This window comes from Paenibacillus auburnensis (genome assembly GCF_927798115.1).
Lineage (GTDB): Bacteria > Bacillota > Bacilli > Paenibacillales > Paenibacillaceae > Paenibacillus_AQ > Paenibacillus_AQ auburnensis.
The window spans coordinates 1,086,238-1,112,793 of sequence record NZ_CAKMMG010000001.1 but is presented as its reverse complement, the minus strand read 5'-3'; the positions used below and the strand labels follow the sequence as shown (position 1 = coordinate 1,112,793).

The following is a 26,556-nucleotide window of genomic DNA, read 5'->3' as shown; positions in this document are numbered from 1 at the left end:
TGCTTTCGATGCAAGTTTGCGAAGTGATTCGAAGAAGTAGATGCTAACAAACTAGGCGTATGCTTTCGAAGTCAGTTTTGCGAAGTGAATACAGGCAGCTTATGCTATCAAAACTTTTAGGAGGTTATCAAGGTGGCAAAATTTGAGTACCGGTTCCCTGAGCTGGGCGAAGGTTTGCATGAGGGCGAAATTATCAAAATGCATATCAAAGCCGGCGATAAAGTAACCGATGACGATATCGTAATGGAAGTTCAGAATGACAAGGCAGTAGTAGAGGTTCCTTGCCCGGTCAACGGCACAGTGCTTGAAGTCTTCACTAAAGACGGTCAAGTCTGCCGCGTAGGTGAAGTTGTGGCAATTATCGATGCAGAAGGCGATGTTCCTGAGCAGGAAGCAAGCCATGCAGAACCGCAGTCCACTCAAGAGGCAGATGCAGCTAAAGGCGGAGCGGATACTACTTCTTCTCCTGCAACAAGCAGCCCTGCAACCGGCGGCGCTGTGAACTTTGAATACCGTTTCCCTGAATTGGGTGAAGGTCTGCACGAAGGCGAAATCATCAAAATGCATATCAAAGTCGGCGATAAAGTAACTGACGACGATATCGTAATGGAAGTGCAGAATGACAAGGCAGTAGTAGAGGTTCCTTGCCCGGTCAACGGTACTGTGCTTGAAGTACGTGTGAAAGACGGACAGGTATGCCGCGTAGGGGAAGTTGTAGCCATTATCGCTGCTGAAGGCGAAGTTCCACAGCAGGAAGGCGGCCATGCTGAAGCTCCTGCAGCTCAGGAAGCTGCACCGGCACCAGCTGCTGCACAGGCTGCTGCTCCAGCTCCTAACCGTGACATTCTGGCTACACCAAGTGTACGCAAATTCGCCCGTGACCAAAGCGTTGACATCTCCAAAGTGAACGGCTCCGGCAAGAACGGCAAGATCACTCACGAAGATGTTGAAGCCTTCCTGAAGGGCGGCTCCGCAGCACCTGCGGCCACACCAGCAGCGGCAGCACCTGCAGCATCTGCGGCAGCAGCTACTGCTCCAGCGGCAGCAGCGCCTGCAGCAAAAGCAGCAGCTCCAGCTGCAGCATCCGGCAATGTAAGCCTGGAAGAAGAACGCGTACCATTCAAGGGTATCCGTAAAGCTATCGCTAACGCTATGGTTAAATCGGCTTACACTGCACCGCATGTTACTATCATGGACGAAGTGGATGTTACCGAGCTGGTAGCCTTCCGTGCCCGCATGAAGCCTGTTGCCGAGAAGAAAGGCGTGAAGGTTACTTATCTTCCGTTCATCGTCAAAGCACTGGTTGCAGCTTCCCGTCAATTCCCTGCGCTTAATGCGATGATTGACGAAGCCACTAACGAAATTGTCTACAAGAAATACTACAACATCGGTATCGCAACAGATACAGACAATGGTCTGATCGTTCCGGTAATCAAGGATGCTGACCGTAAGAGCATCTGGATGATCGCTAGTGCCATCACTGATCTGGCTGTTCGCGGACGCGACGGTAAACTGGCTCCTAATGAAATGAAAGGCAGCACGATCTCCATCAGTAACATCGGCTCCGCCGGCGGTATGTTCTTCACTCCGATCATCAACTTCCCTGAAGTTGCCATTCTGGGTACCGGACGTATCACTGAGAAACCGGTTGTGAAGAACGGCGAAATCGTAGCAGCTCCTGTAATGGCCCTGTCCTTGAGCTTTGACCACCGGATTATCGATGGTGCAACAGCCCAGAACTTCATGAATTACATTAAGACCCTGCTTGCAAATCCTGATATGTTAGTTATGGAGGTGTAATAAATGGTAGTCGGAGACGCTTCAATCGAAATCGACACATTGGTAATTGGTGCAGGTCCCGGCGGGTATGTGGCGGCAATTCGTGCCGCCCAGCTCGGCCAGAAGGTACTGATCGTGGATAAATCAGAGCTCGGCGGTGTCTGCTTGAACCGCGGATGTATTCCGTCCAAAGCCCTGATCTCTGCAGCCCATCAATATGAAGCTGCACAGCACGGCGAAGTTTTCGGTGTAACTGCTGAGAACGTAAAGGTAGACTGGTCCAAAACTATGGAATTCAAAAACGGTGTCGTGAAAAGAATGACCACCGGTGTTACCAGCCTGATGAAGGGTAACAAAATCGAAGTATTTAGCGGAGAAGCTATGTTCATCAGCACAAACGAAGCCCGTTTGTTCAATGAGCATGAATCCCCACGCTACAAATTCAATAACTGTATCATCGCGACAGGTTCCCGTCCGATTGAGCTGAAGCCTTTCCCGTTCGGCGGACGTATCCTGTCCTCGACAGAAGCTCTGGATCTGCCTGAGATCCCTAAGAGCATGATCGTTATCGGCGGCGGCTACATCGGTGCCGAGCTTGGCCAGATGTACTCCAAATTCGGTACTAAAGTAACGATCATTGAAGGTCTGGACACTGTACTTCCAGGCTTCGATAAAGATATGACCCGTCTGGTTGCCAAGAACATGGCGAAGACAGGCATTGAGATCGTAACAAATGCCAAAGCGGAAAGCGCTGTTCAGAACGACAAGGAAGTAACCGTGAAGTACTCCGTGGGCGGCGAGTCCAAAGAGATTACAGCGGATTACCTGCTCGTTACTGTAGGACGCCGTCCAAACACAGATGGCGAACTGGGTCTTGATCTGATCGGTGTCGAGCTTGACGAACGCGGTCTGATCAAAGTTGACCACCAAGGACGCACTAATATCCCTAACATCTATGCTATCGGCGATATCGTTCCAGGGCTGGCCCTGGCACACAAAGCTTCCTATGAAGGCAAGATCGCTGCAGAAGCGATTTCCGGCCACAAATCAGTTGTTGACTACAAAGTCATTCCGGCGGTTGTATTTACCGATCCTGAGTGCTCCAGCGTAGGCCTGACTGAAAAAGAAGCTAAAGACAAGGGCTACAAAGTAAAAGCCGGCAAATTCCCGTTCGCGGGCAATGGCCGTGCGGTTTCCTTGAACGCTCCGGAAGGCTTCATCAAGATTGTGGCTAACAGCGAGAACAACCTCGTACTGGGTGCACAAATCGTGGGTATTGAAGCATCCAACCTGATTGCTGAGCTGGGTCTGGCAATTGAAATGGGCGCTACGCTCGAAGACATCGCTTTGACAATCCACGCCCATCCTACCCTTGGCGAAATTGTCATGGAAGCGGCTGAGCTGGTAGAGGGCCACCCAATCCACGTTGTGAAATAATAAATAACCGTCTGCATACGCGACACATCATAGAAGGGACTTCCAATGTCATGGGAATGGCGGAGGGAGTCCCTTTTTTTAGAATTATACTTTTATTTTGGAGGGCTTAATTCATGCGAAATATTTCTGAACAAGAAGCCCGCACTTACGGCATTGAAACGAAACACGACCTTATGGAAAGCGGAGAGCGCAGATTTAAAACTATGAGAGCAGCTAAACTGCAGGCCGGAGACGAAATCCGCATCATCTCACCATCCAATAGTCTGGGGATCATAGCCCCTGAACAAATTGAGGCATCCAAAGGGCTGCTGGAGGGACTCGGGTTCAACGTTTCTTTTGCCGAGCATGCTTATGAGTTGGATGTGTTCTCATCCTCTTCTGTCAGCTCCAGAGTAGAAGATATTCATGCGGCGTTCCGCGACCCTAAGGTTAAGGGGATACTGACGACCTTGGGGGGCCACAACTGTAACCAGTTACTGCGGGAGCTTGATTATGAGCTGATTGCCGCTAATCCCAAACGTCTCTGCGGTTACTCTGATATTACAGCGCTAGGAAGTGCGATATACACCCGAACCGGACTGATTACGTATTCAGGTCCTCATTTTTCGACGTTGGCCATGCGGCACGGGAATGAATATACGATCCAGCACTTTATCCAGATGATGATGGAGGACGTGGAGATCCTTGTACAACCCTCTGCGCAGTGGAGTGACGATGAATGGTTTCGGAATCAGGACAATCGTATCTTTGAGCCTAACGCCGGTCCATATACGATCCATTCAGGAGCAGCGGAAGGCATCATTATCGGGGGGAATCTGTGTACGCTGAATTTGCTGCAGGGTACGGAGTTTATGCCAAGCCTTGAGGAGGCAATTCTGTTTCTGGAGGATGACTTTGAATCCAGTCCGGAAACCTTCGACCGGGATCTGCAATCTCTGATTCATCAGCCGGGCTTTGAGCAGGTCAGAGGGCTGGTAATCGGCAGATTTCAAAGGGCATCGCGGATAACGCCGGAATTACTGTGTACGATCATTAGGAGTAAAAAGGAGCTGCAGCAGCTTCCGGTCATCGCCGATGTGAACTTTGGGCATACTTCTCCGCTGATCACTTTTCCGATAGGAGGTCAGGCTAAGCTGATTGCTGAAGAGGGACGTACGGAGCTGAAGATCTGGGAATAGTCGAAATTGGCGGAATTGGATTTTATAAGCAGCATAGTTTCCACTATTTACAGGAAGAGGGAATCACTGTACGGATGGCCGGGAGGGATCAGCAGGAAATTGCATTTTCTGCGCTTTGGGAAGTTACAAGGGCGGTCAGGTCATGGTAAACTGGGAGAAGAAAAAAAGGGGAGGGGAGCGAATACCTTGCGTAAATATTTGGATTTACTTCAGGATGTACTCGATCATGGCACAACAAAAAGCGACCGCACAGGAACCGGCACACTTTCTGTATTTGGGCGTCAGCTTCGCTTTGATCTGTCCGAAGGGTTCCCGCTGGTTACAACCAAGCGCATCCATCTGAAATCAGTAGTATACGAGCTCCTGTGGTTCTTAAAGGGAGATACAAATACTTCGTACCTGAAGGAGAACGGTGTCTCCATCTGGGATGAATGGGCCGACGAGAACGGTGAGCTGGGACCGGTGTACGGTTCGCAGTGGCGGGCCTGGGAGAGTAAGGATGGCCGGACGATTGACCAGATTTCCGCAGTGATCGAATCGATCAAGCACAACCCGGACTCCCGCCGCCATATCGTCAGTGCCTGGAATGTAGGCGAGATTGAGGAAATGAAGCTGCCGCCTTGCCACTTTGTCTTTCAGTTCTATGTAGCGGACGGCAAGCTCTCCTGCATGCTAACCATGCGGTCGGTAGATACCTTCCTTGGCCTGCCTTTTAATATTGCCAGCTACGCACTGCTTACACATATGGTAGCGCAGCAGACGGGACTAGAGGTAGGCGACTTCATTTGGTCCGGCGGCGATGTGCACATTTATACAAATCATCTGGAACAGGTGGCTACCCAATTGTCCAGGGAACCGCATCCGTTGCCGAAGCTGAATATTCGCAGAAAGCCGGAGAGTATTTTTGACTATACTTTTGAAGATTTCGAATTTGAGAATTATGTATACCATCCGGGAATTAAAGCTCCGGTCGCAATCTAATCTTTTTGGGGACATGATGTTTCTTTGACAAGGAGGGCATAAATATGAGTATCAGCATGATTTGGGCGATGGGCGCTAATGGCGTTATCGGCAAGGATAATGATATGCCATGGCATCTGCCGCGGGATTTCGCCTTCTTCAAAGAGCAGACTCTCGGTAAACGGATGCTTATGGGCCGCAAAACATGGGAATCGCTCGGCGGAAAGCCGCTTAAAGGCAGAAAGAGTATCGTGATAACACGGGATACCAGCTTTCAGCCGGAAGGGGCGGAAGTGATTCATTCGCTGGAGGAAGCGCTGGCCGAAGGACTCAAAGAAGATGAACTGATGGTCATCGGCGGAGCTGAGATTTACCGGATGATGCTCCCGTATGCCGATAAGCTGATCGTGACCCGGATTGATGAGGAATTTGCGGGAGAGACGAAGTTTCCTGAAGTAGAGTGGGATGAATGGGAAGAGGTCTCCAATATACAGGGAATTCGCGATGAGCAGAACCCGTATGATTACCGATTCTACGTTTATCAACGTACGGTTTAACGAAAAAGCGTTTTCTCTGACACAACATGTGAAATAGTACAAATAATCAGCAGATTAATCCATTACAGTGCGAAAGTATTGAATGCTAATATAGTTAAAATTAGAATTGCTAAACTTAAAAATAGTATAGAATGTGCAGGTACTTCATTGCGCTGATCGACATGAATCTGCCGCAGTATGCTACAATGTACTATAATCAACACGAAGAGAACGGATGGGGGAAACGTAAATATGTCTACACCTACTGGATTTATGGAGTATAAGCGCCAGCTCCCAGGTGACCGGGATCCTGAACAGCGCGTCAAAGACTGGGAAGAATTCCATCATCATCTTACCGAGGACGAGCTTCGGACGCAGGGTGCCCGCTGTATGGACTGCGGAACCCCCTATTGCCATACCGGCATTGACATGTCAGGCGGCACATCGGGTTGCCCGGTTCACAACCTGATTCCCGAGTGGAACAATCTGGTCTACCGGGGACTGTGGAAGGAAGCGCTGGAGCGTCTGCACAAGACGAATAATTTCCCTGAATTTACGGGCAGCATCTGTCCTGCACCTTGTGAAGGTTCCTGTACCGTCGGCCTGATCGGCCAGCCGGTTACCATTAAGACGATTGAGCTTGCAATCATTGATAAAGGCTTTGAGGAAGGCTGGGTCGTCCCTAATCCTCCTGAGAAACGCACCGGTAAAAGAGTAGCCATCGTCGGCTCCGGTCCGGCAGGCCTTTCGGCAGCCGCTCAGCTTAACAAAGCCGGACATACAGTGACTGTATTTGAACGCAGCGACCGCGTCGGCGGTTTGTTGACATATGGTATTCCTACAATGAAGCTTGATAAGCGCGTGGTACAGCGCCGGGTTGATCTGCTGGCTGCTGAAGGCATTAACTTCGTAGTGAATACAGAGATTGGCAAGGATATTCCTGCTCAGCAGCTGGTTGACGAATATGATGCTGTTGTCCTGTGCGGCGGAGCGACCAAAGCGCGCCGGTTCAATGTAGAAGGCAGCGAGCTGAACGGTGTAATGTACGCGATGGATTACCTGAACGGCACGATTAAGAGCTATTTGAACTCCAATCTGGAGGATGGCAATTACGTATCTGCGGCAGGCAAAGATGTGATTGTGCTGGGTGGCGGAGATACCGGTTCCGACTGTGTGGCGACATCTCTGCGGCATGGTTGCAATAGCATCACCCAGTTCGGTACACATGAAAAAGCACCGCTGGAACGCGACCCGATCGCGAACCCGTGGCCGCAATTCCCGAATGTGTACACACTTGACTATGCACAGCAGGAAGCCAAAGCAATCTTTGGCGATGATCCGCGTGAATTCTCCATCATGACTACTAAATTCGTCGGTGATGAGGAAGGCAACCTGAAAGAGCTGCACACCGTGCAAATCCGCCGTATGGTGGATGAAACGGGCCGCAAGATCTATCAGCCTATTCCGGGAACAGAAGCGGTATATCCGGCTCAGCTCGCGCTGATCGCGATCGGCTTCGACGGACCGGAACAGGATATCATCCAGGAATTGAACCTGGATACGGACCGCCGCAGCAATGTGAAAGCCCGTTACGGCAAGTTCAATACGAATGTGGATAAGGTCTTTGCTGCCGGTGACATGCGCCGCGGACAAAGTCTCGTGGTCTGGGCTATCAATGAAGGCCGCGAAGCCGCTCGTGAGGTTGACAAATATTTGATGGGATCGACCGTTCTCGTCTAAATTATATATCTGCCGGATCTAAAAAAGCCGTCCCCCCAATGGAAATGGGGGGGACGGCTTTTTGCGGTATGGCGGATCCTCCGGAAGGGGAGGAGGGATAGGCGATTTGCCTACTCCTCCAGCTTGAAGCGTTCGACTTTTTGCTGCAGGTCACCGGCCATCTTGGACAGCTCACCGGAAGAAGCGGTGATCTCATCCATTGAGGCGAGCTGCTGCTCTGTTGCCGCGGTAACATTCTGTAGAGCGTCGGATGTGGTGCGTGAGATGTTAGAGATTTCTTGGACCGCAGCAGCAACTTCCTCAGCCCCGGCAGACATTTCTTCGGTAATTGCCGAGATGTCATGGATCTGGCCGTTGATTCTGGCAGCGGATTGTTCAATATTCACGAAAGCTGCTTTAGCTTCATCCATCACTTGGATGCCCAGATCGACATCTGCCGCAACCCGGTTATGAATCGCTTCATAGGTTTGATCAATCAGCACTGTCATTTGCTCGATCGTTTCCTGAATATTACCGGCGGTGGACTTGGACTGATCGGCTAGTTTGCGAACTTCCGTTGCAACGACGGCGAATCCTCTGCCGTGTTCTCCGGCGCGTGCTGCTTCAATTCCGGCATTGAGTGACAACAGATTAGTCTGCATGGCAATGTTGGAGATCGCACTGCTCATCGCCGACACCTGAGTGTTTAAACCGTTTAATTGCCCGATCAGCTCTGAAGACAGGTGAGTGGACTCGCGGATAGCATCCATTTGGCGGCTGACCTGTTCAATCTTCTGGCTTCCGCTGTGGACATCGGCTTCGGTGTCTGCCGAGGAATCGACGATGGAAGCAGCGGCTTCGGCAATTTTTTGGATTCCGGCGGACATTTCCTCCATGGCCCGGGAAGTCTCGATCATAGCCGAAGTCTGTGTATCGGCTCCGGCGGCTGAATCCTGAACGAGCTCAGCCACATAGGCGGTCGCCTTGGCATTCTCTTCGGTCGTAGCCGTCAGCTGCTGGCTGGATGCGGCCAAGAGGCCGGAAGTATCCGAGATGTCTGTCACGATATTTCGCAGCGATTCCACCATGAGATTATAGTTCTTGGCTAACTCGCCGATTTCATCGGCACGGTCTATCTTAATCTGTTCATTCAGATACCCTTCACTAACCCGGCGGGCGGAGTGGTTCAGCCTGCTGATCGGCCGGGAGATTGCCCTTACGATAAAGAACATCAAGATCAGGGAGATAACCAGCGCGATTCCCAGGACAATTGAGCTCGTGTAGACAATCGGCATAGCAGCGTCCGAGAACTCTTGGGCGGGAAGCACACCAACGACGATGAAGCCTGTCGTAGGGTCGGTAGTATAATAACCGCGCATCTCTACCCCGGTATCAGGATTGGTATAGGATAAGCTGCCACTGTCATTGACCAGAAGTTTAGCGACATCATCCACAATATCATCACCGGCTTTTTTGACCGGGTGGGAGACGAACTTGTTATTCCGGTCAACCACAAAGTAATAGCCCTCTTTGCCAAGCTTAATATTGCTGATCCGTTCACCGATCACTTTCAGATTAAGGGTGGTAGCAACGGCTCCCTTGCCGTCTTTTAGTGATTCAGAGATGAACAGGGTGTAGTTGCCGGTAGTTACAGATATGCTTGGGCCGGTGAGTGTGACTTTACCGGGATTTTTCATCGCTTCGATGTACCAGTCGCGGGTGCGCGGATCATAATCCTGCTTGCCGGGGTCAGGTGATTTCATCCAGGCTCCGTTCTCATTCCCCGAAGTAAGTATTTCAAGCTCCGGATGTTCCTTCACGAACAAATCAATCAGCGTACGGGTCCCGGCTGTCTTATTGTCAAGATCAGCGGAGTTCAGCTGCTGGCTAAGCTGCTGTACATTCTCCTTGGCAGCAGTCACCGTTTCACTGATATTATTCGCCAGCATGTCAACGCTTGTATGCGTGGCTTCCTGCATTCTGAACTCCAATTGCTTGCTGGAGGTGGTAAAGGAAAAGTAGCTTACCGTGATGATTGGTATAATCAGCATAATGGCAAAGAGCATCATCATTTTCCTTTGCAGCGAACGTGACGTGAAGTTGTGGATAGTGTGTTTTATTTTTGTATACATGGCAATGTCTCCCCCTTGGATGCATTAGAGGCTGAAAGTAGCCTGGATATGCTCTATTCATATATTCGGTATATAGTCATAATAATTTCATATGTAAGCCCATGAATTAAGAAACTTTTAATTAACAATTTTTAACTTTCAAAGTGTAAACGTATGCCATAAACTTCGGGATACGCTGCTCCGTTCATGGCATTTTCATGACAGGCTTGACGCGTTCTGCAATATCATATAGATTAAATACCATATTAATCACGTAACAGCGTTGATCAAGGATCTGCGTTTCTGAATTCGTTAGAACAGAGAGAGGGCTCACCGGCTGAAAGGTCCTTCAATTAGCGATGGAAGCGCACCCTGCCTTGGAAGCTGCAGTATTGAGTTTGAAGTGCTGCCGGCCCCGGCCGTTATCCGGATAGAGGACTGCCAGGCTTAGCCTGACGGTTGAACTAGGGTGGTAACACGACATATTCGTCCCTGACGGATATGTCTTTTTTGCGTTCCAGACCATAAGGCAGACCTAGACAGGTCTGATCCAATCAGAGAGGTTGATTATTATGCGCCAAAGCAAACTATTAGTGACTACTCTCCGCGAAGCGCCGGCTGAAGCCGAAACAGCAAGCCATCAGCTGCTGCTGCGGGCCGGATACATCCGCATGCTCGCGGCCGGGATTTATACCTATCTGCCGCTGGGACGCCGGGTACTGCGCAAGATTGAGAATATTGTGCGGGAGGAAATGGAGCTTACCGGAGCCCAGGAGGTGCTGCTTCCCTCCATGCTGCCCGCTGAGCTGTGGAAGGAATCGGAACGCTATGAGGTATACGGTAAGGACCTGATCAAGCTCCAGGACCGTCATGAACGGGAATTTGTGCTTGGACCGACCCACGAGGAAGTGATCACCGCACTCGTCCGTGGTGAAATCAGTTCTTACCGCAGGCTGCCGGTTACACTGTACCAGATCCAGACCAAGTTCCGTGATGAACGCCGGCCGCGGTCCGGTCTGCTGCGGGCCAGGGAATTTTTGATGAAGGATGCGTATTCCTTCGATACGGATTGGGAAGGGCTGGATGCTGCCTATGTGCTGATGTATGAGGCGTACCAGCGGATATTTGCCCGCTGCGGGCTGCATTTCAAGGCCGTCCAGGCGAATGCCGGGGCGATCGGCGGTGAAGGGGAGAATCACGAATTTATGGCGCTGTCCGATATCGGTGAGGATACGATCGCCGTTTGCTCTGCTTGTGATTATGCGGCTAATCTTGAGCAGGCTGAGGTAAATAGGCCAGCGGCTGCGGTTCATGCGGACTTGGCGGAGCGGGCGGCTATGGAGAAATTCCATACACCAGGACTGCGGACGATTGCCCAGCTGGAAGAGCAGCTGCAGATTAAGCCGGAGGGTATCATCAAGACATTGATTTATGAAGGGGACGGCAAAGCATTTGCCGTGCTTGTCCGGGGCGATCATGAGGTTAATGAGATTAAGGTAGCCAAAGCTATCGGCGTTAACGAGGTATCCCTCGCTGATTATAGTGATGTACTGGCTGCTGCCGGAGTGGAGAGCGGATATGTCGGGCCGGTCGGACTGCAGCTGCCGCTGGTCATTGACGCAGCTGTTGCCGCAATGGCGGAGGGAATAGCGGGAGCGGGAGAAAAGGATTATCATCTGCGGTCCGTTGTGCCTGGACGTGACTTTCCGCTGGAGCATGTGGCTGACTTGCGCAATGCCGTGGAAGGGGAGGCTTGTCCGAAATGTGGCAATGGCGTACTGCATTTCCATCAGGGCATCGAAATCGGACATGTCTTCAAACTGGGTACCAAATACAGTGAGAAGCTTGGTGCCACCTACCTGGATGCCTCCGGCCGGAGTAAGCCCATGATCATGGGCTGTTACGGTATTGGCGTCTCACGCCTGCTGGCGGCAGTCGCTGAACAGAGCCGTGATGACGAGGGGCTTATCTGGCCTGAGAGTCTTGCGCCATACCGGGTTCATATCCTCCAGATGTCGGCCAAAGACACAGAACAGACTGCACTGGCTGAGGAATTGTACGGTGAATTGACCCGGCAAGGGATTGAGACGCTGCTGGATGACCGGGATGAACGGGCAGGGGTCAAATTCAAGGATGCCGGTCTGATCGGCATTCCGGTTGTGCTGGTCGTCGGCAAGTCTGCCGGTGAGCGCAAGATAGAGTATTGGGACCGCAGAAGCAATGCGAAGGAAGTGATTAGCAGCGCAGAGGCGCTCTCCCGGATAATTGCAGCACACAGGAAGTAAGAAACAGCTAGCCTTAAAGTGGAAGCAGAAGAGGGCTTGAACGGTGTATTGAATCCAATTGGTGGCTCATCATAACCCGACAAGCCTTGCATGCACTACGACTTTGCTATTTTTTATTCCGGATGCTCCTAACCAGGGCTGAAAAGAAAACAAGCAGAAGCAAACCCAGGATCAATAAGATCATCGTGATTCCTGAGAACCCAATATTATTCATTAAAACACCTCCAAGTAACTGTAAGAAGAGCGGGACCCGGCGAACAGGCACTCACTGTGATTCTACTTATTCTTACGCTTATTAATGAGTGCGGCCCAGCAGCAAGCAGCTCCGATAAACGCAGCAAGAATCGGTATCCATTGGTTAGTAGTCAAGTTATCCCCTCCATCAACTATGTCTTTTTACAATAGTAAATTTTTCATGTCGATTTCACAACCATATTTTTCAAATTCAACCGTTCGAATGCTTTTCCCGTCAACCTTAAGTGGCTGGCGGGGATTTTTTTTGGCGTGGAAAATCAAACCATTGCTTAAAAATCCCTATCGTGGTTATAATACAAACAAATGTTCTTATATTTGCGGAGGCGATCAATCGTGAGAATGAGTATCGGCCAAACACTTGAACTCATATACCTGGACAATGCCGGCAAGATTACTCAGCGGAAGATCAAGGTTTGCGGCAGCTGTGACGACCGCATGCTGCCAGGGCAACCGTTACAGGAGAAACGCTATGTCTAAAGAGCGAATTATTTTACTGTCGGACTGCCAATCCTTTTACGCCAGCGTCGAAAAAGCTGCTCACCCTGAATATAAAGATAAGCCTGTCGCAGTGGGGGATCCGGCGCGGATGAACGGCATTGTGCTAGCAGCCTGCCCCATCGCCAAGGCCCAGGGGGTAACCACCGCCTCACGTGTGGGTGAAGCCATGGCCAAGTGCCCCGGACTTGTGGTTATACGGCCGCGAATGAGTACTTATATAAAGGTATCGCTGCTTATTTCGCAAATTTACCATGGTTATACGGACCTTGTGGAGCCTTTCAGCATCGATGAGCAGTTCTTGGATGTAACAGGCTCATTGACCTTTTTTGGAGGAGGAACGCAGGAGATCATTCGCAGCATCCAGCAGCATGTCCTGTTATCTACCGGTGTCTGGACCAGGGTAGGGATCGGATCGACAAAAATACTTGCCAAGATGGCAAACAACCTTTCGAAGAAGCGGGAAGGCGGGATTTTCCGGCTCGGGTATGACAATTTGTCTGAAGAGCTCTGGCCTTTGCCGGTACATGAAATGTTTATGGTGGCCGGCCGGATGAGTAAAAACTTCTATCGTATGGGGATAACCACCATTGGTGATATTGCGCGGATGGAGCTGGGGGAGTTTAAGCGGAGAATGCGTATGACAATGGGCAAACAGAGCGATATCCAGGCGGAGTATTATTGGCAGACGGCCCGCGGCATCGATCCTAGCCCGGTAGTAACAGGAATCCGCCATCAGATCAAATCGGTGGGTCATGGGAAGGCGCTGCGCTGGAACCTGTACACCCGGCTGGAGGATATTGAGGTCGTACTGCTGGAACTGGTCATTGAGGTGTGCCAGCGGGCGCGGCGGTACCGGTATATGGGATCAGTGGTATCTATTGCAGTCTCGGAAACAGACGGTAACAGGTCCAATTCGTATAGCCGTCAGATGACCCTGCCGGAGCCGTCGTCCTTAACTCATGAGATTGCAGCAGCGGCTTATCACCTGTTTATCGACCATTGGACCGGGATGCCTTTAAGCCGTTTATCTATATCTATTTCCCATTTGACCGATGACAGTGTCCTGCAGCTTACGCTGTTTGACGACCGGGAACGGACCTATAGAAGAGAGCGTACCATCGATCAGATCAAAACACGGTATGGCAGCAAAGCGCTGATCCGGGCGTCCTCCTTGCTTGAATCCGGGGTTGCTCTGGAACGCGCCGAACAGATTGGGGGGCATTATAAATGAGCAAACTAAACGGAAACGAGAGGTGGAAAACCAAAATGCTAATGACCGAGCATGTAGAACAGTATGAGCAAAAGGATAAGGAAGAGGGCGACAGCGGAAAAATGCTCACTACCCTGGAACGCACGATGGTCCGGGATCTCATTTTGCTTCCTTACATAGACACCATGGTCAGCAAGAGTATGCAGGAGGTTGACCGGTCGGGCAACATGCTTACCCGGACGTATTTAATGGCCGGACGGTATATCCAGAATCGGGTGATGCAGGATACCTACCGGCTGCAGCGGGAGCTCAAGCAGCGGAATATAAAAGTGCTGGAGGATGAGCAGGAGGATTTCCTGTTGTACTATAAAATTCTGTTTCGCGGCTACCAGGAGCGGTTTGGACTGACCCGTGATGTCATGAAGACAGAAATAAGCCTGAGATTAACCCGTTATACCTCCGAGCTCGGAGCGGTATTAAGAGAGCAGCTGAAATAAGTAATCCCGTCCGGAGTGTTCTCTTCGTTATTATGCATAATGCAGTAATGGCTCCATGTTAACTTTCAAGGGCTTACCCAAGCTTATTCCGCGTCTCCCTTCTAAATGATTATACTGATTATTAGCGGGAATTTCGTTTAACATAATGGTATAATAGAAAACTGGACGCATTTTGGAAGATTGAAGGTTAAGGAGCGATTTTTTTTGAAGACACTCATTATTGCGGAAAAACCGGATATGGGGCGGAATATCGCCGCCGCAATAGAACCGAAGGCCAAAAATTACCGTTCCTATTTAGAAGGGGAGCAGTACATCATTACTTGGGCGATCGGTCATCTCATCGGACTCGCCGAACCGGAAGCTTATGACGACAAATACAAAAAGTGGAATATTAACGATTTACCCATCATTCCCGACCAGTTCAAGCTGGTGCCGAACGCCCGCACAATTGATCAGCTGAAGGTGATCGGCGAGCTGGCCAAACGCAGTGATCTGCTGGTCAACTCCTGTGATGCCGGGCGGGAGGGGCAGCATATTTTTTCGCTGATTCAGCGGCATTTGCAGCTGGGCCAGCCGGTGAAGCGGCTGTGGATTTCCGACCTGACGCCGGAGACGATCCGCAAAGGATTCCAGGAGCTGAAGGATGGCTCGGAGTATGAGAATCTGACCAAAGCCGCCAGGGCGCGCAGTGAGGCCGACTGGCTGATCGGGATGAACGGTTCCCGCGCATTCACCACGAAGCATAATGTATTGCTGTCCGTGGGCCGGGTGCAGACACCGGTGCTCGCGCTGATTTATGACCGCCAGAAGACGATTGAAGCTTTTTCATCACTTAAGTTTTTTGAAGTCGAGGGTCATTTCACGCAGAACGAGGTAGCTTATAAGGGTATGTGGCAGGGGGACCGCCTTACGGATGGTGCGAAGGCTGAAGCGCTGGCTGCCAAGGTCAAGGGGAAACCCGCGCGCGTTACGTCCTATGAGGTCAAAGATACCAAGGAGTATCCGAACAAACTGTACGATTTGACGCTGCTGCAGCGTGAGGCGAACGGTAAGTACGCTTTTTCGGCCAAAAAAACACTCGATATCGCCCAGGCGCTCTACGAGAAGCATAAGGTGATTTCCTATCCGCGGACCAACTCCAACTATGTAACGGAGCAGAACATCCCTGAGATGCATAAGACGCTGTCTGCGCTGCAAGGGACTTCCTATGACGAATGGGTAAAAGGTGCGAACCGCAATCTGGTCCATAAAGGCAATAAATTTATCTGCAATCCCTCCAAGGTGGAAGATCACCATGCCATTTTGCCGACAAACCGCAAAGCATCGGGGCTAAGCGCAGATGAGGCTAAGTTGTATGACCTGATTGTGCGGCGCTTCCTGTCACAGTTCTATCCGGCTGCGGAGTATAAAGTGCATACGGTCTTTACTGAAGTTGAAGGTGAGAGCTTCAAAACGACGGTCAAAGAACTGCTGAGTCTCGGCTGGAAGGTCATTTATGGCGACCAGAAGAAGGATAAAGCGAAGTCGGCTAAGGGGAAGGGCAAGGAAGACGAAGAGGAAGAGGAGATTGAGGTGAACGAGCCGTTCTCCATCTCCCCGACTGACGAGGTCCTCTGCAGCGACGCGGTAGTTAAGGAAAAAGACACGCAGCCGCCTAAGCATTACACGGAGGGGACCCTGCTCAAAGCGATGGAAAGCGCAGGCAAGCAGATAGAAGACGAGGAGCTGCGCGATGCCATGAAGGATTCAGGTCTTGGTACTCCGGCTACCCGGGCAGCAACGATTGAGCGGCTGAAGAACGTCGGCTACATTGAAATGCAGGGCAAAAAGATCGCGATTACCCAAAAGGGACGGACAGCGATCGAGCTGATCCGCGGAGCGGGGATTGAGCTGCTGACCTCGCCGGAAATGACCGGACAATGGGAACGGCGCCTGAATGAAATTGCCAGAGGTACGGCGGCGGACGGCCAGTTTATGGAGAATGTCAAACGTTTCGCCTCGATGATCGTAGAGAAGGTTCGGGTACAGTCGCGCGCGTCCAAAACCTCCTTTGAAGGCGAAACGCCTTCAATTAAGGCGGGTTCCAAAGGGCGGAACGGCGCCTCCCGCAAACGCAGTGGAGCAGGAGCCAGTGCTTCTGCCGGTACAACCGCAGGTGCAGGTCAGCCTAAAGCTGGTGCTGAGACTGCAGCAGATACTGGACCGAAGATCATCGGAGCCTGCCCGCGTCCCGGCTGCGGGGGAACGATCTTTATGGGGCGTAAAGGATATGGCTGCTCGCACTATAAAGAAGGCTGTAAATTTGTAATCTGGAAAGAAAATCATGGCCGGACACTTACCGACGCCCAGGTGAAGGCGCTGATTGAAAAAGGCAGAACCGGCAAGCTGAAGCTGACAGCTGAGGACGGCGCTCCGCTCGAAGGCAAGCTGGTACTGGCCAATATGGATACGGGGCAGCTTAGCATCGAATGATCTAATAAATTTTCCTTGAAGAATACAAAAAAAAGGATGCGGCCCGGGCCAGGGATTCCTGCCGTGCCGCATCCTTATCTTTTTGCGGAGTGCTTAAATGATGCGGGATTACTTGGCGGTTTCTGCCAATCCGCTTTCAACCGCTGCGGTCAGCCCCTCGTAAGAGGAATCCTTCAGCAGAATACCGTTCACCATGAATTTAGGTGTGCCGTTTACGCCGTAGGCTCCGGCAATTTTGAAGTCTTCCTTAACATCGTACATATAGGTGTGGTTCTTCAAGTCCTGCTCAAACCGGGCGTAATCAATGCCCTCGATGTTCTCTTTGACGAAATTAAGAATGAACTTTTGCGTCGCCCAGATTTTGCTTTCGTCGCCTTGATTGGCATATAGCTTATGCACGTATTCCCAGAACTTTTCATTGCTTTGATTATAAATAGCTTCCCCGGCACTTGCTGCCAGATAGGAGTCCCGGTCAATGAATGCGAAATTCATGAAGTAGAAGTCCGCTTTTCCGGTGTCTACATAATCCTTAATGAAGGTATCCAGATAAGTTGCTGTCCACTTCTTGCAGGCCGGGCATTTGAAATCGGCGAATTCAATGACCTTGACCTTGGCGTTCCCGCTGCCGAGATGCGGCTGCTTCTCAACCTTCAGCCCGTCAACCACAATAGTGCCTTTGACATCCGTGTAGTTGGGCAGCCCCTCAAAAACATCGCTGTCGCTGGCTTTACCGCCTGTAGTGACATAGACCAGCGTAATGACCAGAATGACCACCACGACGCCCAGCAGCATCGGCAAAAGACGTTTGTTGTCCGTTGCGGGGGTAGGGGAGGTCATCTTATTCCGTGTGTGTTTAGGATTCACGTTATTGTTCATTTGTACCTCCTGCATGAGATGAAAAATCTACTCAAACAGTATAAACACACCTGGTGCAGGCTGCCTATGGCATTTCTAACAGAAGGCCTGGTTCATTATCAGCCGTGATTTTTGCGCTGCGATGCCGAGCGGATGACCGGAGGGACCTCATGAATAGAGGAGATGGTCAGGACCGACTGCTGCATTTCCCGCTGGAGCTCGATCAGGTTATAGAGCCATTCATTTTGCTGTTTCAGATAGATACTGTTGATACCCGCAGTCAGGGCAGGAAGTACATCTGTGCGCAGTGAATTGCCGATCATCCAGGTGCGTTTCCGTTCAAAAGGATAAGAAGTCAGAATATTCTCAAGCGATTCGATATTTTTATGCTGGCGGATAAAAATCCGGTCACCAAAATAAACGTCGAGCTTCATTTGCTCAATTTTACGCTGCTGGATCGTATCGTCCCCGCCTGTATAGAGGTACAGGTCATGACCGTCATGCTTCAGCGCATCGAGTGTCTCCACCATGCCCGGGTAAGCTTCGACTTCCTGGTCGTAGACGCTGAGACCGAGCTTCATCAGCTGCTTTTCCTGATAGGGATCGGCCGCACGGTTATATTTGGCGCAGAAAAAGCGGTAAGTGGCAATCAGGGATTTCGGGAAGTTGTCGCTGGCAAGACCGCTGGTACTTACCGTCTCCACGTCGATTTCCACCTGCTTGCTGCGGAATTCGCTGGTTGCCGGTCCAAACTCGCTGAACCAGTCGGACATCAGTTCGAAATACTGCCCCAGAATGAGGTCAAAATATTTATTACAATGTACCAGGGTGTCGTCCAGATCGAAGATAACTTGTTGGGTCAAATATTTCATAACGCTCACTCCTATAAATTTTGTCAGCTTTCTCTGTCTGTGTATAACTATTATAAACGAATATACGACTCTAAGAACATTTGCAGATCTGAGGCGCCGTCCGGACGGACACTATAGCGCTCGTTGCCTTCACCTTCACTGCCTAGATGGACCCGCAGCAGGCCCGCGACACGCAGCATAAGTAAATGATGCATCAGCATATCACTGGTCTGGTTCAGGTCCGACTGCAGCTCCCACAATGTTTTGGGCTCGTGGGCCGCATAACGGAGCAGCCGGAGCCTGGTCGGATCGGACAGCGCCTTGGTCAGGCGCAGCAGCACGGTAGGCGGTTCGTCCTCATTGTCCGAGGGGACATCTACAGGATACTGTATAATCATCAGGGTATTGTAGAAGCAATACATGTTGATCGGCCGGTTATGTATGGTAGGCAGGAGCACCACTGTCCGCAGATCAGGGATATCCTCGATCACCACGCCGCCGGATGCATATTCAATCAGCGCAGCAGCGCCCATTTTGCTCTCGAGCATTTTTTTCTCTGAAGCGTCTTCGATGAGTATGGGCAGGAGCTTTGGCTCCACATGGCGGAAGTATTGCTCATACCATAGCTGCAGGAGCGGGGGATAGTCCTTTTTGATCCGCGCGCATTCTTCCATTGTAAAGTTGGGGAAAAGCGGCGCTGTGCGTTCAAAGCATTCCTCGAGCGAAGAAGCTTCCAGCTCCTCCAGGAACTGCGTCACCTTCGATGCCGGCTGGCGGTGGTAAGCCCAGACATAGAGCACATCATAGTCGGTAAAAGGCCATTCGGCTGCCTGTCTGAGCGCAGTCACCTGCTGCGGAAGAATGCGGCCGTCAATATCACGAATCCAGTCGGGACCCATATCCAGATTGGAAATCCATTTTCTAGTTACATATAGCATGAAACTGTCGAGCAGTTCGTATACAGGTGAAACATCAATTTTCAGTTCATAACCCATGCAGCATGCACCCCCAGGAAATCGGTCACTTCTATATATTATCTCTTGTTTTGAAGAAGGTTGTCCACTATAATGTTCGGTGTTTGCCTACCGAAGCAAGTTTTATATGAAGAACTAATCTAAGGAAGCATATGCTCACAAAACTTTTAGGAGGCTTCACATCATTTGAATAGCAGGCTGAATTACATCATCCTTATTACGGTTATTATCGCCGCCGGGCTCAGCCAAGGGCTGCTGCTGCCGGTGCTCTCCATTCTCCTGGAGCAAAAAGGAGTTTCTTCCTCTCTTAACGGGCTTAACGCCGCTGCCCTTTATGTCGGATCATTCGCTATGACCCTTGTGGCTGAACGGGTACTGGGCGCAATCGGCTTTAAGAAGCTAATTGCTTCCGGGATTAGCCTTGTGCTGGTGACATTGCTGCTGTTCCCGCTGCTGCCCGGGATCAAGGCCTGGTTTATTTTGCGGTTGCTCGTCGGCATCGGCGACTCCGCCATTAATTATGCCGCTCAGCTCTGGGTATTGCTTATGACACCCGCCGAGCACAGGGGCCGTAATCTCTCGCTTTACGGGATGTCCTACGGCCTGGGCTTCAGTCTTGGGCCGCTTGGCATAAGCCTGCTGCGGTTTGGCCAGGCAGCGCCTTTTCTGATCCTTGCCGGTTTGTTTGTGCTCGTTCTGCTGCTGGTTCTGCTCAAGCTGCCTGACTCTCATCCGGATAAAGTGGAACATGGGGAGGGCCAGGCCAGACGGTTTGGACGGAGCTACCAGTTAGCCTGGTATGCACTGATTCCGGCACTGCTATACGGCTATATGGAGGCGAGCCTGAACAGTAATTTCCCGGTGTACGGACTGCGTACAGGCTTCAGCGCGGATCAAATCGCTGCGCTGCTGCCGTTCGCAGGCATTGGCGGCCTGGTACTTCAGCTGCCGCTGGGACTGTGGAGTGACCGGTACGGACGGAAGAAAATACTGATTTTTGCCGGTGTGGCCGGCGGGCTGGCCTTCACGCTGCTGCCGCTTGCAGGAGATCATTTTCTGCTGACCTTGCTGTTGCTGATGGTGGCCGGCGGGCTTGTAGGTTCCTTTTTCTCGCTGGGACTTAGCTATGCAGCAGATATTCTGCCGCGTCATCTGCTGCCCGCTGCCAATGTGGTTTCTTCGTTTCATTATAGTGTAGGCAGTATTATCGGCCCGGGTCTTGGCGGCCTGCTGCTTGAGTTCGGCTGGGGCGGCGGCGTGTTCGCGCTGCTTGGCGGTTTCTATATATTGTTCGGCTTAGCGGGGTTATTATTCTCGCCACGGCAGCTGAATTGAGGTAAGATAAGAACGGATGTCCGCATGGAAATTGATCCCGCTTTCAGAGTACACTATAGATTAGAGATGAAGACAGGGAGAGGCTGAACTATGATCACAGTTGAACATTTAGCCAAAGCAGTCGGGGAGGATAAACTTCCTGTTCTGCGGGATATTAGCTTTCAATTAGAACCGGGTGAACTGGTTGTGCTGCTGGGGGCCAGCGGAAGCGGCAAGTCGACGCTGCTGCGCTGCCTGGCGCTGCGCGAGAAATGGGACAAGGGGAACTTTAGAGTAGACGGGGTTAACGTTCGGGGAAATATGTTCACCGGCAGGCGGAAGATCCGCCGCGAGTGGGCGTATCTGGAGCAGAATGCGGAACTGAATCCGAACCGTACTGCACTGAAGAATGTTTTGATCGGCCAATCCTCACAGACTCCGCTGTGGCGGATGGTCACGGGGATGGTTCGCTCGGATGATTATATGGGTGCGATGGACGAGCTCGATTTGCTCGGGCTGCTTGATAAAGCTAAAATGAAGACCAGCCAGCTCAGCGGCGGTGAGCGCCAGCGGGTGGCGATTGCCCGTGCGCTAGTGCATGGAGCGAAGGTGATTCTGGCTGATGAACCGGTGACCGGTCTTGACCCGAAGACAGCGGAGAGTGTTCTGGAGACCTTGCGCAAGCTATGCAAAGAAACGGGGCTTACGGTAGTGACCGTACTGCCGCTGGAGCTGGCGGAACGGTATGCCACACGTTTATGGGTGCTGGAAGACGGCAAAATTAAACATGATGTCAAAGGACGCCGTCTGACTTCGCAGGAACGTATCCATCTGTAGCTTATTTGAGCCACGAAACAAGGAAAGAGTGATGAAGTTGAATATACGTGTTCTTAGGCGTCTGGCGGCGGTAGCTCTTTCCATGTCCCTACTGTCGGGCTGTACCTTCATCAGCGATCCTGTTTCGAAGATGAAGTCGCCGGAGCTCTCTGCCGACAAAGCTTCGCTGATGATGGCCATTAAATCACAGATGCCGGCCAGCGCATCGCTGATCCGTCCGGCGGGAGATGAGGACAGTTCCATTTTTACGGAGGATCTCGATAAGGACGGAAAGATGGAGACGCTGGTTTTTTACTTAACCGAGAATGAGTCTGTTCTAATCCACGGCATGATTCTTGAGAAAGTGGAGGATGGCTGGGTAAAGAAGCTCGTCTTTGACGGTGACGGCACGCAGCTGGAATCGGTGGATCTGAAGGATGTAACCGGTGACGGGAAGCTGGACATTATTACCGGTTATTCACGCGGTGATGAGAAGGGGGTAGTGGTGTATTCCTATTCCGGCGGTGAGCTGGAGGAACGGCTTGCACAACCCTATACCAAATACCTGATTGATGACCTGAACGAGGACGGGATTTCCGATATTACGGTTGTGTACTTCAAACGCAATGAAGTGGACAAAATCACCACCTATCAGTTTAATGACGGCTTCAAGGTGCTTGATCAGCTCGATAACCTGGACCCTTATTTCTATAATTATTACAATATTGTCTCAGGAAAAGTAGCAGAGAATAAAGAAGGTATAGTACTGGATGCGGCAGTGGATTCCCGCTCGGCTTATACGACAATGGTTGTTATGGAGAATAACAAGCTGCGCGTGGTGATACCAGGGGATGCCCGTACCTTTAAGGACAGAAAAATCATCAGTGAAGACATGGACGGGGACGGCATTATTGAAATTGGATTGCTTGAGCCGCCGAAAGGCTGGGAATATTTTGATCCGGAGACCATCCCTTATTTCACTTCCTATTACAAATGGGACGGCAAGGACGGGCTGACCTTTACGGCGCAGAAATACCGTGATCCGTCGGACCGTTTCGTGATTGATTTCTTGCCGGAGTGGCACGGGAGGATTACGGTCGATACGAAGTCTGTCCAGGATAAGTCCCTGAAGTTTATTCTGTCTGATACAGGGGAGACGGTTGTAGAGGTATCTTTCTTCACGCAGATAGAATGGGACCGCGTCAAAAATAGCGGATGGAAAGTTCTGGGGCGCGATATGGATAAGGTAATCGGCTACCGGGGAGAACTGGTGCAGAGCACGGGCGGGAGCGACAGCGATAAAATAACCGCTCCAATCGAAAGGAAGGGAATCGATGAGTAAAGTACTTATTCTGGAGGATGAAGAATCTATCCGCAGTTTTATTGTTATTAATCTTAAACGCAACGGGTTTGAAGTGCTGGAGGCGGCTGACGGCAACGAAGCGCTGCATAAGCTGACTACGGTACCCGATATTGATATCGCACTGCTGGATGTCATGGTTCCGGGGATCGACGGCTTTGAGGTGTGCAGGCGTATCCGGGAAACCAACGAGCGGCTTGGGATTATCTTTTTGACGGCAAAGGTACAGGAACAGGATAAGGTCTACGCGCTCTCCGTAGGAGCAGATGACCATGTCAGCAAACCGTTCAGTCCGACGGAGCTGATTGCCCGTATTCAGTCGCTGCTGCGCCGGGTTAATGTGCACCGCGAGCAGTCGGCGAAGGTGTCCTTCCATTCCGGTCCGTTTACACTTGATCTGATCTCTAAGCAGTTCAAACGCGGCGGGGAAGCCATTGAGTTGACGCCGACTGAATTTTCACTGGTGCAATTTTTCCTGGAGAAAGAAAACACGCCGCTCAGCCGCGATTCCTTGCTGGATCATGTCTGGGGTAAGGAATACATGGGAGATCCCAAAATTGTGGATGTGAACATCCGCCGGCTGCGCCAAAAAATCGAAAACAATCCGTCGGAGCCTGAATACCTGCAGACTGTATGGGGGCACGGCTATAAATGGAAGGGTCAAGGACAATGATCAAGAAGGGGATGCGCAGACAGATTGTACTGCATTATATACTGGTAGTCTTTGTGGCGCTTCTCCTCGTTGAGGTTATCTTCCTGCTGGCAATCCGGACGTATTATTACGACAGCGTGTACAGTAAGATTACGACCCACATCAGCACGGCGGAAGAATTCCTGAAGTATGAAATTTCGGGTGAGCGGTCGCCCAATCAGCTGCAAAAGGTGCTTGATTTCTTCAGCATGGACTATACAGAGCTGGAAGTCCTGTCAACCAGCGGGGATATCCTTACCAGTTCAACGGGCTTTCAGCCTGACCGTACCATTACTACCAGTGACGTACCTGAAGCAGTAGGCGGCAGTATCGGCCGGTGGGTAGGCAGACAAGCGGGAACGAATGAAAGTGTAATGGCTGTCTCCAAGTTAATTCAGGTCAGCAGCCGCGACAAGTATGTAATCAGATATCTTACCTCGATGGAGCGGATCGATAAAGATTTGCTGAATCTTACACTGGCATCCATCGGTATCGGTGCGGCGGTAATGGTGATTGTAGTCCTGTTCAGCTTCGGCCTGGCCAATTCGATTGTTAAACCGCTGAACAATATTACCGCGGTTTCGGCCCAAATGGCGAAGGGGAGGTTCACCGCCCGCATCAAAGGTAATTATAGATACGAAATCGGTGATTTGGCCTCTACGCTCAACTATATGGCGGATGAAATTATCCGCAGCAATCAGATCAAGGACGACTTTATCTCCTCGATTTCTCATGAGCTGCGGACACCTCTCACCAGTATCAAGGGCTGGAGTGAGACGCTGATTTCGGGCGGCTACGACCCGGAAGAGACCAAGCTGGGTATGGGGATTATCTCCAAGGAAAGTGACCGCCTGATCGGACTCGTTGAAGAGATTCTGGACTTCTCGAAGCTGCAGCAGAATGAAATGAAGCTCTCCATCGTTCTGATGGACATTAAGGTAGTGCTGCAGGAGACGATCCTGAATATATGGGCCAAAGCGGAGAAGAAGCGGATTCATCTGGTGCTGGAGTGTGAGGACACGATCTATATCAAAGGTGATCCGAACCGGTTGAAGCAGGTATTCCTCAATCTTGTCGATAATGCCGTGAAATTTTCTCCGGAAGATTCCAGCATCGTCCTGTCCGCCCAGCGCCTGTCAGCCAGTGAAATGGCTGTAATCGTGCGGGACAGCGGAATCGGCATCAGCGAAGCGCATCTCTCCAGGGTGCGTGACCGGTTCTTCCAGGTCGATGCGCTGAATGGAGGGACCGGACTCGGGCTTGCGATATCCCAGCAGATTGTGGAGCTTCATAACGGGAAGCTGGAAATGGATAGTGAGCTCGGCAAAGGTACGCAGGTGACAGTTATTCTGCCGCTTACCGAAGAGCGTCCGACAGCTCCGGCTCTTCCGGAGAATGGCTACGAATAAGCGTCCGCTCCTGATTAAGATATAGCTAAAAGGGCTGAATTACCGGTCGGCAAGACCGGTAATTCAGCCCTTTTATTTGTTTGATTATGCTGAGGGAAGAGGCTTAAGAAGGAAGCCCTTCAGCCCGGAGTCTGCCGGTCTTCTCATAGACCTCTTGCAGCAGACGGGAAGGCTGTGTACGGATAACGGGTTTGGCGGCCACAATCTCATTAGGGCCGACAACGACGATATTGTCGCTGCTTCCTTTGATGACTGCTCCGTCCTTAATGACCGCACCTTCGCCGATGATCGCATTCTCAATCAGGACGCCGCGCCCGATGCGGACATTCGGCATTACAATACTGTGATGAATCCGGCTAAGCTTGCCGATTTCTACACCCCCGAAGATTACGGAACGCTGCAGGCTGCCTTCAAGCAGGCAAGATTCGTTCACTAAGCAATCCTCTGCTTTGATCTGTACGCGCGGTTTAACAGCCGCCGGTTTGTTACGGCGGGCCCGGCTGTACATTGGCCACTGTGCATTATCCAGCTTAAAGCTGTTTTCATCCTCTTGTAGAAGGTCCATATGAGCTTCCCAGAGGCTGTCTACGGTGCCTACATCCCTCCAGTATCCTTTGAAGCGGTAAGCAAACAACTGATCATTGCCGTCAAGCATCGTCGGAATAACGTCTTTACCGAAATCATGGCTGGAGGCCGGATTAGCGGCATCGCGCAGCAAATGATCCTTTAGGTAGGACCACTCGAACAAGTAAATTCCCATCGAAGCAAGATTACTTTGCGGCACTTTTGGTTTTTCCGCAAACTCGGAAATTTGGAGTTCTTCGTTAACATTCATCACCCCGAAGCGGCTGGCTTCATCCCATGGGACTTCCATAACTGAAATGGTTGCCTTAGCGGATTTGCCGATGTGATAATCGAGCATTTTGCGATAATCCATATGGTAAATATGATCAGCTGAAAGAATCAGCACATGTTCCGGATTATGGCTGTCAATAAATTCAATGTTCTTATAGATGGCATCTGCTGTTCCCGTATAAGTGTCACGGCCTTCTACTCCGGAAGGCAGCAGCTTTACGCCCTGATCTGGTTTGGAATGAAGCCCCCATGGCTCACCTGACCCGATATGCTGATGCAAGGAGTTCGCTTCGTACTGTGTCAGTACGCCAACGGTATCTATCTTGGAATTCACGCAATTACTGAGGGGAAAGTCAATGATTCTATACTGTCCTCCGAAAGGGACTGCGGGTTTTGCCATAGTGGAAGTTAAGGGGGCCAATCTCCGGCCTTCCCCGCCTGCCAGCAGCATGGCGACACATTCTTTTTTACTCATTTGTTATCCCTCCCATTTT

21 protein-coding genes are annotated in these 26,556 nt (G+C 51.0%); 16 read left to right on the top strand and 5 right to left on the bottom strand.

The genetic code is table 11. The features are described 5' to 3' along the window. The first annotated feature begins 132 nt into the window (after positions 1 to 132). From L6H70_RS05075 to L6H70_RS05050, 6 genes are all read left to right on the top strand, one after another. Positions 133 to 1,800, top strand: coding sequence for a 2-oxo acid dehydrogenase subunit E2 (locus L6H70_RS05075; protein ID WP_279306729.1), 1,668 nt, complete (start codon positions 133 to 135; stop codon positions 1,798 to 1,800). Between the two features lie 3 nt (positions 1,801 to 1,803). Continuing rightward, complete coding sequence (gene lpdA / locus L6H70_RS05070; RefSeq protein ID WP_054940869.1) at positions 1,804 to 3,216, top strand: dihydrolipoyl dehydrogenase; 1,413 nt, start codon at positions 1,804 to 1,806, stop codon at positions 3,214 to 3,216. Between the two features lie 203 nt (positions 3,217 to 3,419). Further along, positions 3,420 to 4,394 (top strand): S66 peptidase family protein, encoded by a 975-nt coding sequence (locus tag L6H70_RS05065; RefSeq protein WP_236333141.1) that lies wholly within the window; start codon positions 3,420 to 3,422, stop codon positions 4,392 to 4,394. A 186-nt stretch (positions 4,395 to 4,580) separates the two neighbouring features. After that, positions 4,581 to 5,375: a thymidylate synthase gene (gene thyA / locus L6H70_RS05060; protein WP_236330427.1), complete on the top strand. Its 795-nt coding sequence runs from the start codon at positions 4,581 to 4,583 to the stop codon at positions 5,373 to 5,375. Between the two features lie 44 nt (positions 5,376 to 5,419). Next, positions 5,420 to 5,911, top strand: coding sequence for a dihydrofolate reductase (locus L6H70_RS05055; RefSeq protein ID WP_236330424.1), 492 nt, complete (start codon positions 5,420 to 5,422; stop codon positions 5,909 to 5,911). Between the two features lie 231 nt (positions 5,912 to 6,142). Then, a complete protein-coding gene (locus tag L6H70_RS05050; protein WP_236330422.1) occupies positions 6,143 to 7,630 on the top strand; it encodes a glutamate synthase subunit beta in 1,488 nt (495 codons plus the stop codon). Positions 7,631 to 7,740: 110 nt separating this feature from the next. Here the strand turns inward: L6H70_RS05050 and L6H70_RS05045 are convergent, their stop codons facing one another. Continuing rightward, entirely contained in the window at positions 7,741 to 9,741 is a 2,001-nt protein-coding gene (locus L6H70_RS05045; protein WP_236330419.1) for a methyl-accepting chemotaxis protein, read from the bottom strand. 551 nt (positions 9,742 to 10,292) lie between these two features. On the opposite strand from L6H70_RS05045, the gene L6H70_RS05040 reads away from it, so the two are divergent. From L6H70_RS05040 to L6H70_RS05020, 5 genes are all read left to right on the top strand, one after another. Beyond that, positions 10,293 to 12,005, top strand: coding sequence for a proline--tRNA ligase (locus tag L6H70_RS05040; protein ID WP_236330416.1), 1,713 nt, complete (start codon positions 10,293 to 10,295; stop codon positions 12,003 to 12,005). A gap of 588 nt (positions 12,006 to 12,593) precedes the next feature. After that, positions 12,594 to 12,737 carry a hypothetical protein gene (locus L6H70_RS05035; RefSeq protein ID WP_236330413.1) on the top strand — a complete coding sequence of 48 codons (144 nt, stop codon included), beginning with the start codon at positions 12,594 to 12,596 and terminating at the stop codon, positions 12,735 to 12,737. Continuing rightward, complete coding sequence (locus tag L6H70_RS05030) at positions 12,730 to 13,989, top strand: DNA polymerase IV (RefSeq protein ID WP_236330410.1); 1,260 nt, start codon at positions 12,730 to 12,732, stop codon at positions 13,987 to 13,989. Before L6H70_RS05035 ends, L6H70_RS05030 begins: the two co-directional genes overlap by 8 nt. After that, positions 13,986 to 14,465 carry a YhjD family protein gene (locus L6H70_RS05025; RefSeq protein WP_236330407.1) on the top strand — a complete coding sequence of 160 codons (480 nt, stop codon included), beginning with the start codon at positions 13,986 to 13,988 and terminating at the stop codon, positions 14,463 to 14,465. Before L6H70_RS05030 ends, L6H70_RS05025 begins: the two co-directional genes overlap by 4 nt. 204 nt (positions 14,466 to 14,669) lie before the next feature. Continuing rightward, positions 14,670 to 16,937, top strand: a complete 2,268-nt coding sequence (locus tag L6H70_RS05020; protein WP_236330404.1) for a type IA DNA topoisomerase — start codon at positions 14,670 to 14,672, stop codon at positions 16,935 to 16,937. Positions 16,938 to 17,045: 108 nt separating this feature from the next. Here the strand turns inward: L6H70_RS05020 and L6H70_RS05015 are convergent, their stop codons facing one another. From L6H70_RS05015 to L6H70_RS05005, 3 genes are all read right to left on the bottom strand, one after another. Next, a complete protein-coding gene (locus L6H70_RS05015) occupies positions 17,046 to 17,813 on the bottom strand; it encodes a DsbA family protein (RefSeq protein WP_236330401.1) in 768 nt (255 codons plus the stop codon). Positions 17,814 to 17,911: 98 nt separating this feature from the next. Beyond that, positions 17,912 to 18,664 carry an HAD family hydrolase gene (locus tag L6H70_RS05010; RefSeq protein ID WP_236330398.1) on the bottom strand — a complete coding sequence of 251 codons (753 nt, stop codon included), beginning with the start codon at positions 18,662 to 18,664 and terminating at the stop codon, positions 17,912 to 17,914. A 50-nt stretch (positions 18,665 to 18,714) separates the two neighbouring features. Next, positions 18,715 to 19,638, bottom strand: coding sequence for an ArsR/SmtB family transcription factor (locus tag L6H70_RS05005; protein ID WP_236330394.1), 924 nt, complete (start codon positions 19,636 to 19,638; stop codon positions 18,715 to 18,717). A 165-nt stretch (positions 19,639 to 19,803) separates the two neighbouring features. Between L6H70_RS05005 and L6H70_RS05000 the strand changes: the two genes are divergently transcribed. From L6H70_RS05000 to L6H70_RS04980, 5 genes are all read left to right on the top strand, one after another. Continuing rightward, positions 19,804 to 20,952 (top strand): MFS transporter, encoded by a 1,149-nt coding sequence (locus L6H70_RS05000; protein ID WP_236330391.1) that lies wholly within the window; start codon positions 19,804 to 19,806, stop codon positions 20,950 to 20,952. A gap of 90 nt (positions 20,953 to 21,042) precedes the next feature. Beyond that, complete coding sequence (locus tag L6H70_RS04995; protein WP_236330388.1) at positions 21,043 to 21,768, top strand: phosphonate ABC transporter ATP-binding protein; 726 nt, start codon at positions 21,043 to 21,045, stop codon at positions 21,766 to 21,768. A 37-nt stretch (positions 21,769 to 21,805) separates the two neighbouring features. After that, positions 21,806 to 23,089, top strand: coding sequence for a hypothetical protein (locus tag L6H70_RS04990; protein ID WP_236330385.1), 1,284 nt, complete (start codon positions 21,806 to 21,808; stop codon positions 23,087 to 23,089). After that, the gene (locus tag L6H70_RS04985) at positions 23,082 to 23,780 is read left to right on the top strand and encodes a response regulator transcription factor (protein WP_054940854.1); all 699 of its coding nucleotides are present in this window, start codon (positions 23,082 to 23,084) and stop codon (positions 23,778 to 23,780) included. Before L6H70_RS04990 ends, L6H70_RS04985 begins: the two co-directional genes overlap by 8 nt. Further along, complete coding sequence (locus tag L6H70_RS04980) at positions 23,777 to 25,207, top strand: sensor histidine kinase (RefSeq protein WP_236333138.1); 1,431 nt, start codon at positions 23,777 to 23,779, stop codon at positions 25,205 to 25,207. The genes L6H70_RS04985 and L6H70_RS04980 overlap by 4 nt, the downstream gene beginning before the upstream one ends. Positions 25,208 to 25,310: 103 nt before the next feature. Here the strand turns inward: L6H70_RS04980 and L6H70_RS04975 are convergent, their stop codons facing one another. After that, the gene (locus L6H70_RS04975; RefSeq protein ID WP_236330382.1) at positions 25,311 to 26,537 is read right to left on the bottom strand and encodes a glucose-1-phosphate adenylyltransferase; all 1,227 of its coding nucleotides are present in this window, start codon (positions 26,535 to 26,537) and stop codon (positions 25,311 to 25,313) included. Positions 26,538 to 26,556 lie beyond the last annotated feature (19 nt).

What these genes read in the sequence shown, in the direction of transcription:
- lpdA (WP_054940869.1), top strand. Translation starts at nt 1,804, where the DNA reads ATGGTAGTCGGAGACGCTTCAATCGAAATCGACACATTGGTAATTGGT.
- L6H70_RS05065 (WP_236333141.1), top strand. Translation starts at nt 3,420, where the DNA reads ATGAGAGCAGCTAAACTGCAGGCCGGAGACGAAATCCGCATCATCTCA.
- L6H70_RS05055 (WP_236330424.1), top strand. Translation starts at nt 5,420, where the DNA reads ATGAGTATCAGCATGATTTGGGCGATGGGCGCTAATGGCGTTATCGGC.
- L6H70_RS05050 (WP_236330422.1), top strand. Translation starts at nt 6,143, where the DNA reads ATGTCTACACCTACTGGATTTATGGAGTATAAGCGCCAGCTCCCAGGT.
- L6H70_RS05045 (WP_236330419.1), bottom strand. Translation starts at nt 9,741, where the DNA reads ATGTATACAAAAATAAAACACACTATCCACAACTTCACGTCACGTTCG.
- L6H70_RS05040 (WP_236330416.1), top strand. Translation starts at nt 10,293, where the DNA reads ATGCGCCAAAGCAAACTATTAGTGACTACTCTCCGCGAAGCGCCGGCT.
- L6H70_RS05030 (WP_236330410.1), top strand. Translation starts at nt 12,730, where the DNA reads ATGTCTAAAGAGCGAATTATTTTACTGTCGGACTGCCAATCCTTTTAC.
- L6H70_RS05025 (WP_236330407.1), top strand. Translation starts at nt 13,986, where the DNA reads ATGAGCAAACTAAACGGAAACGAGAGGTGGAAAACCAAAATGCTAATG.
- L6H70_RS05015 (WP_236330401.1), bottom strand. Translation starts at nt 17,813, where the DNA reads ATGAACAATAACGTGAATCCTAAACACACACGGAATAAGATGACCTCC.
- L6H70_RS05010 (WP_236330398.1), bottom strand. Translation starts at nt 18,664, where the DNA reads ATGAAATATTTGACCCAACAAGTTATCTTCGATCTGGACGACACCCTG.
- L6H70_RS05005 (WP_236330394.1), bottom strand. Translation starts at nt 19,638, where the DNA reads ATGGGTTATGAACTGAAAATTGATGTTTCACCTGTATACGAACTGCTC.
- L6H70_RS04995 (WP_236330388.1), top strand. Translation starts at nt 21,043, where the DNA reads ATGATCACAGTTGAACATTTAGCCAAAGCAGTCGGGGAGGATAAACTT.
- L6H70_RS04985 (WP_054940854.1), top strand. Translation starts at nt 23,082, where the DNA reads ATGAGTAAAGTACTTATTCTGGAGGATGAAGAATCTATCCGCAGTTTT.
- L6H70_RS04980 (WP_236333138.1), top strand. Translation starts at nt 23,777, where the DNA reads ATGATCAAGAAGGGGATGCGCAGACAGATTGTACTGCATTATATACTG.
- L6H70_RS04975 (WP_236330382.1), bottom strand. Translation starts at nt 26,537, where the DNA reads ATGAGTAAAAAAGAATGTGTCGCCATGCTGCTGGCAGGCGGGGAAGGC.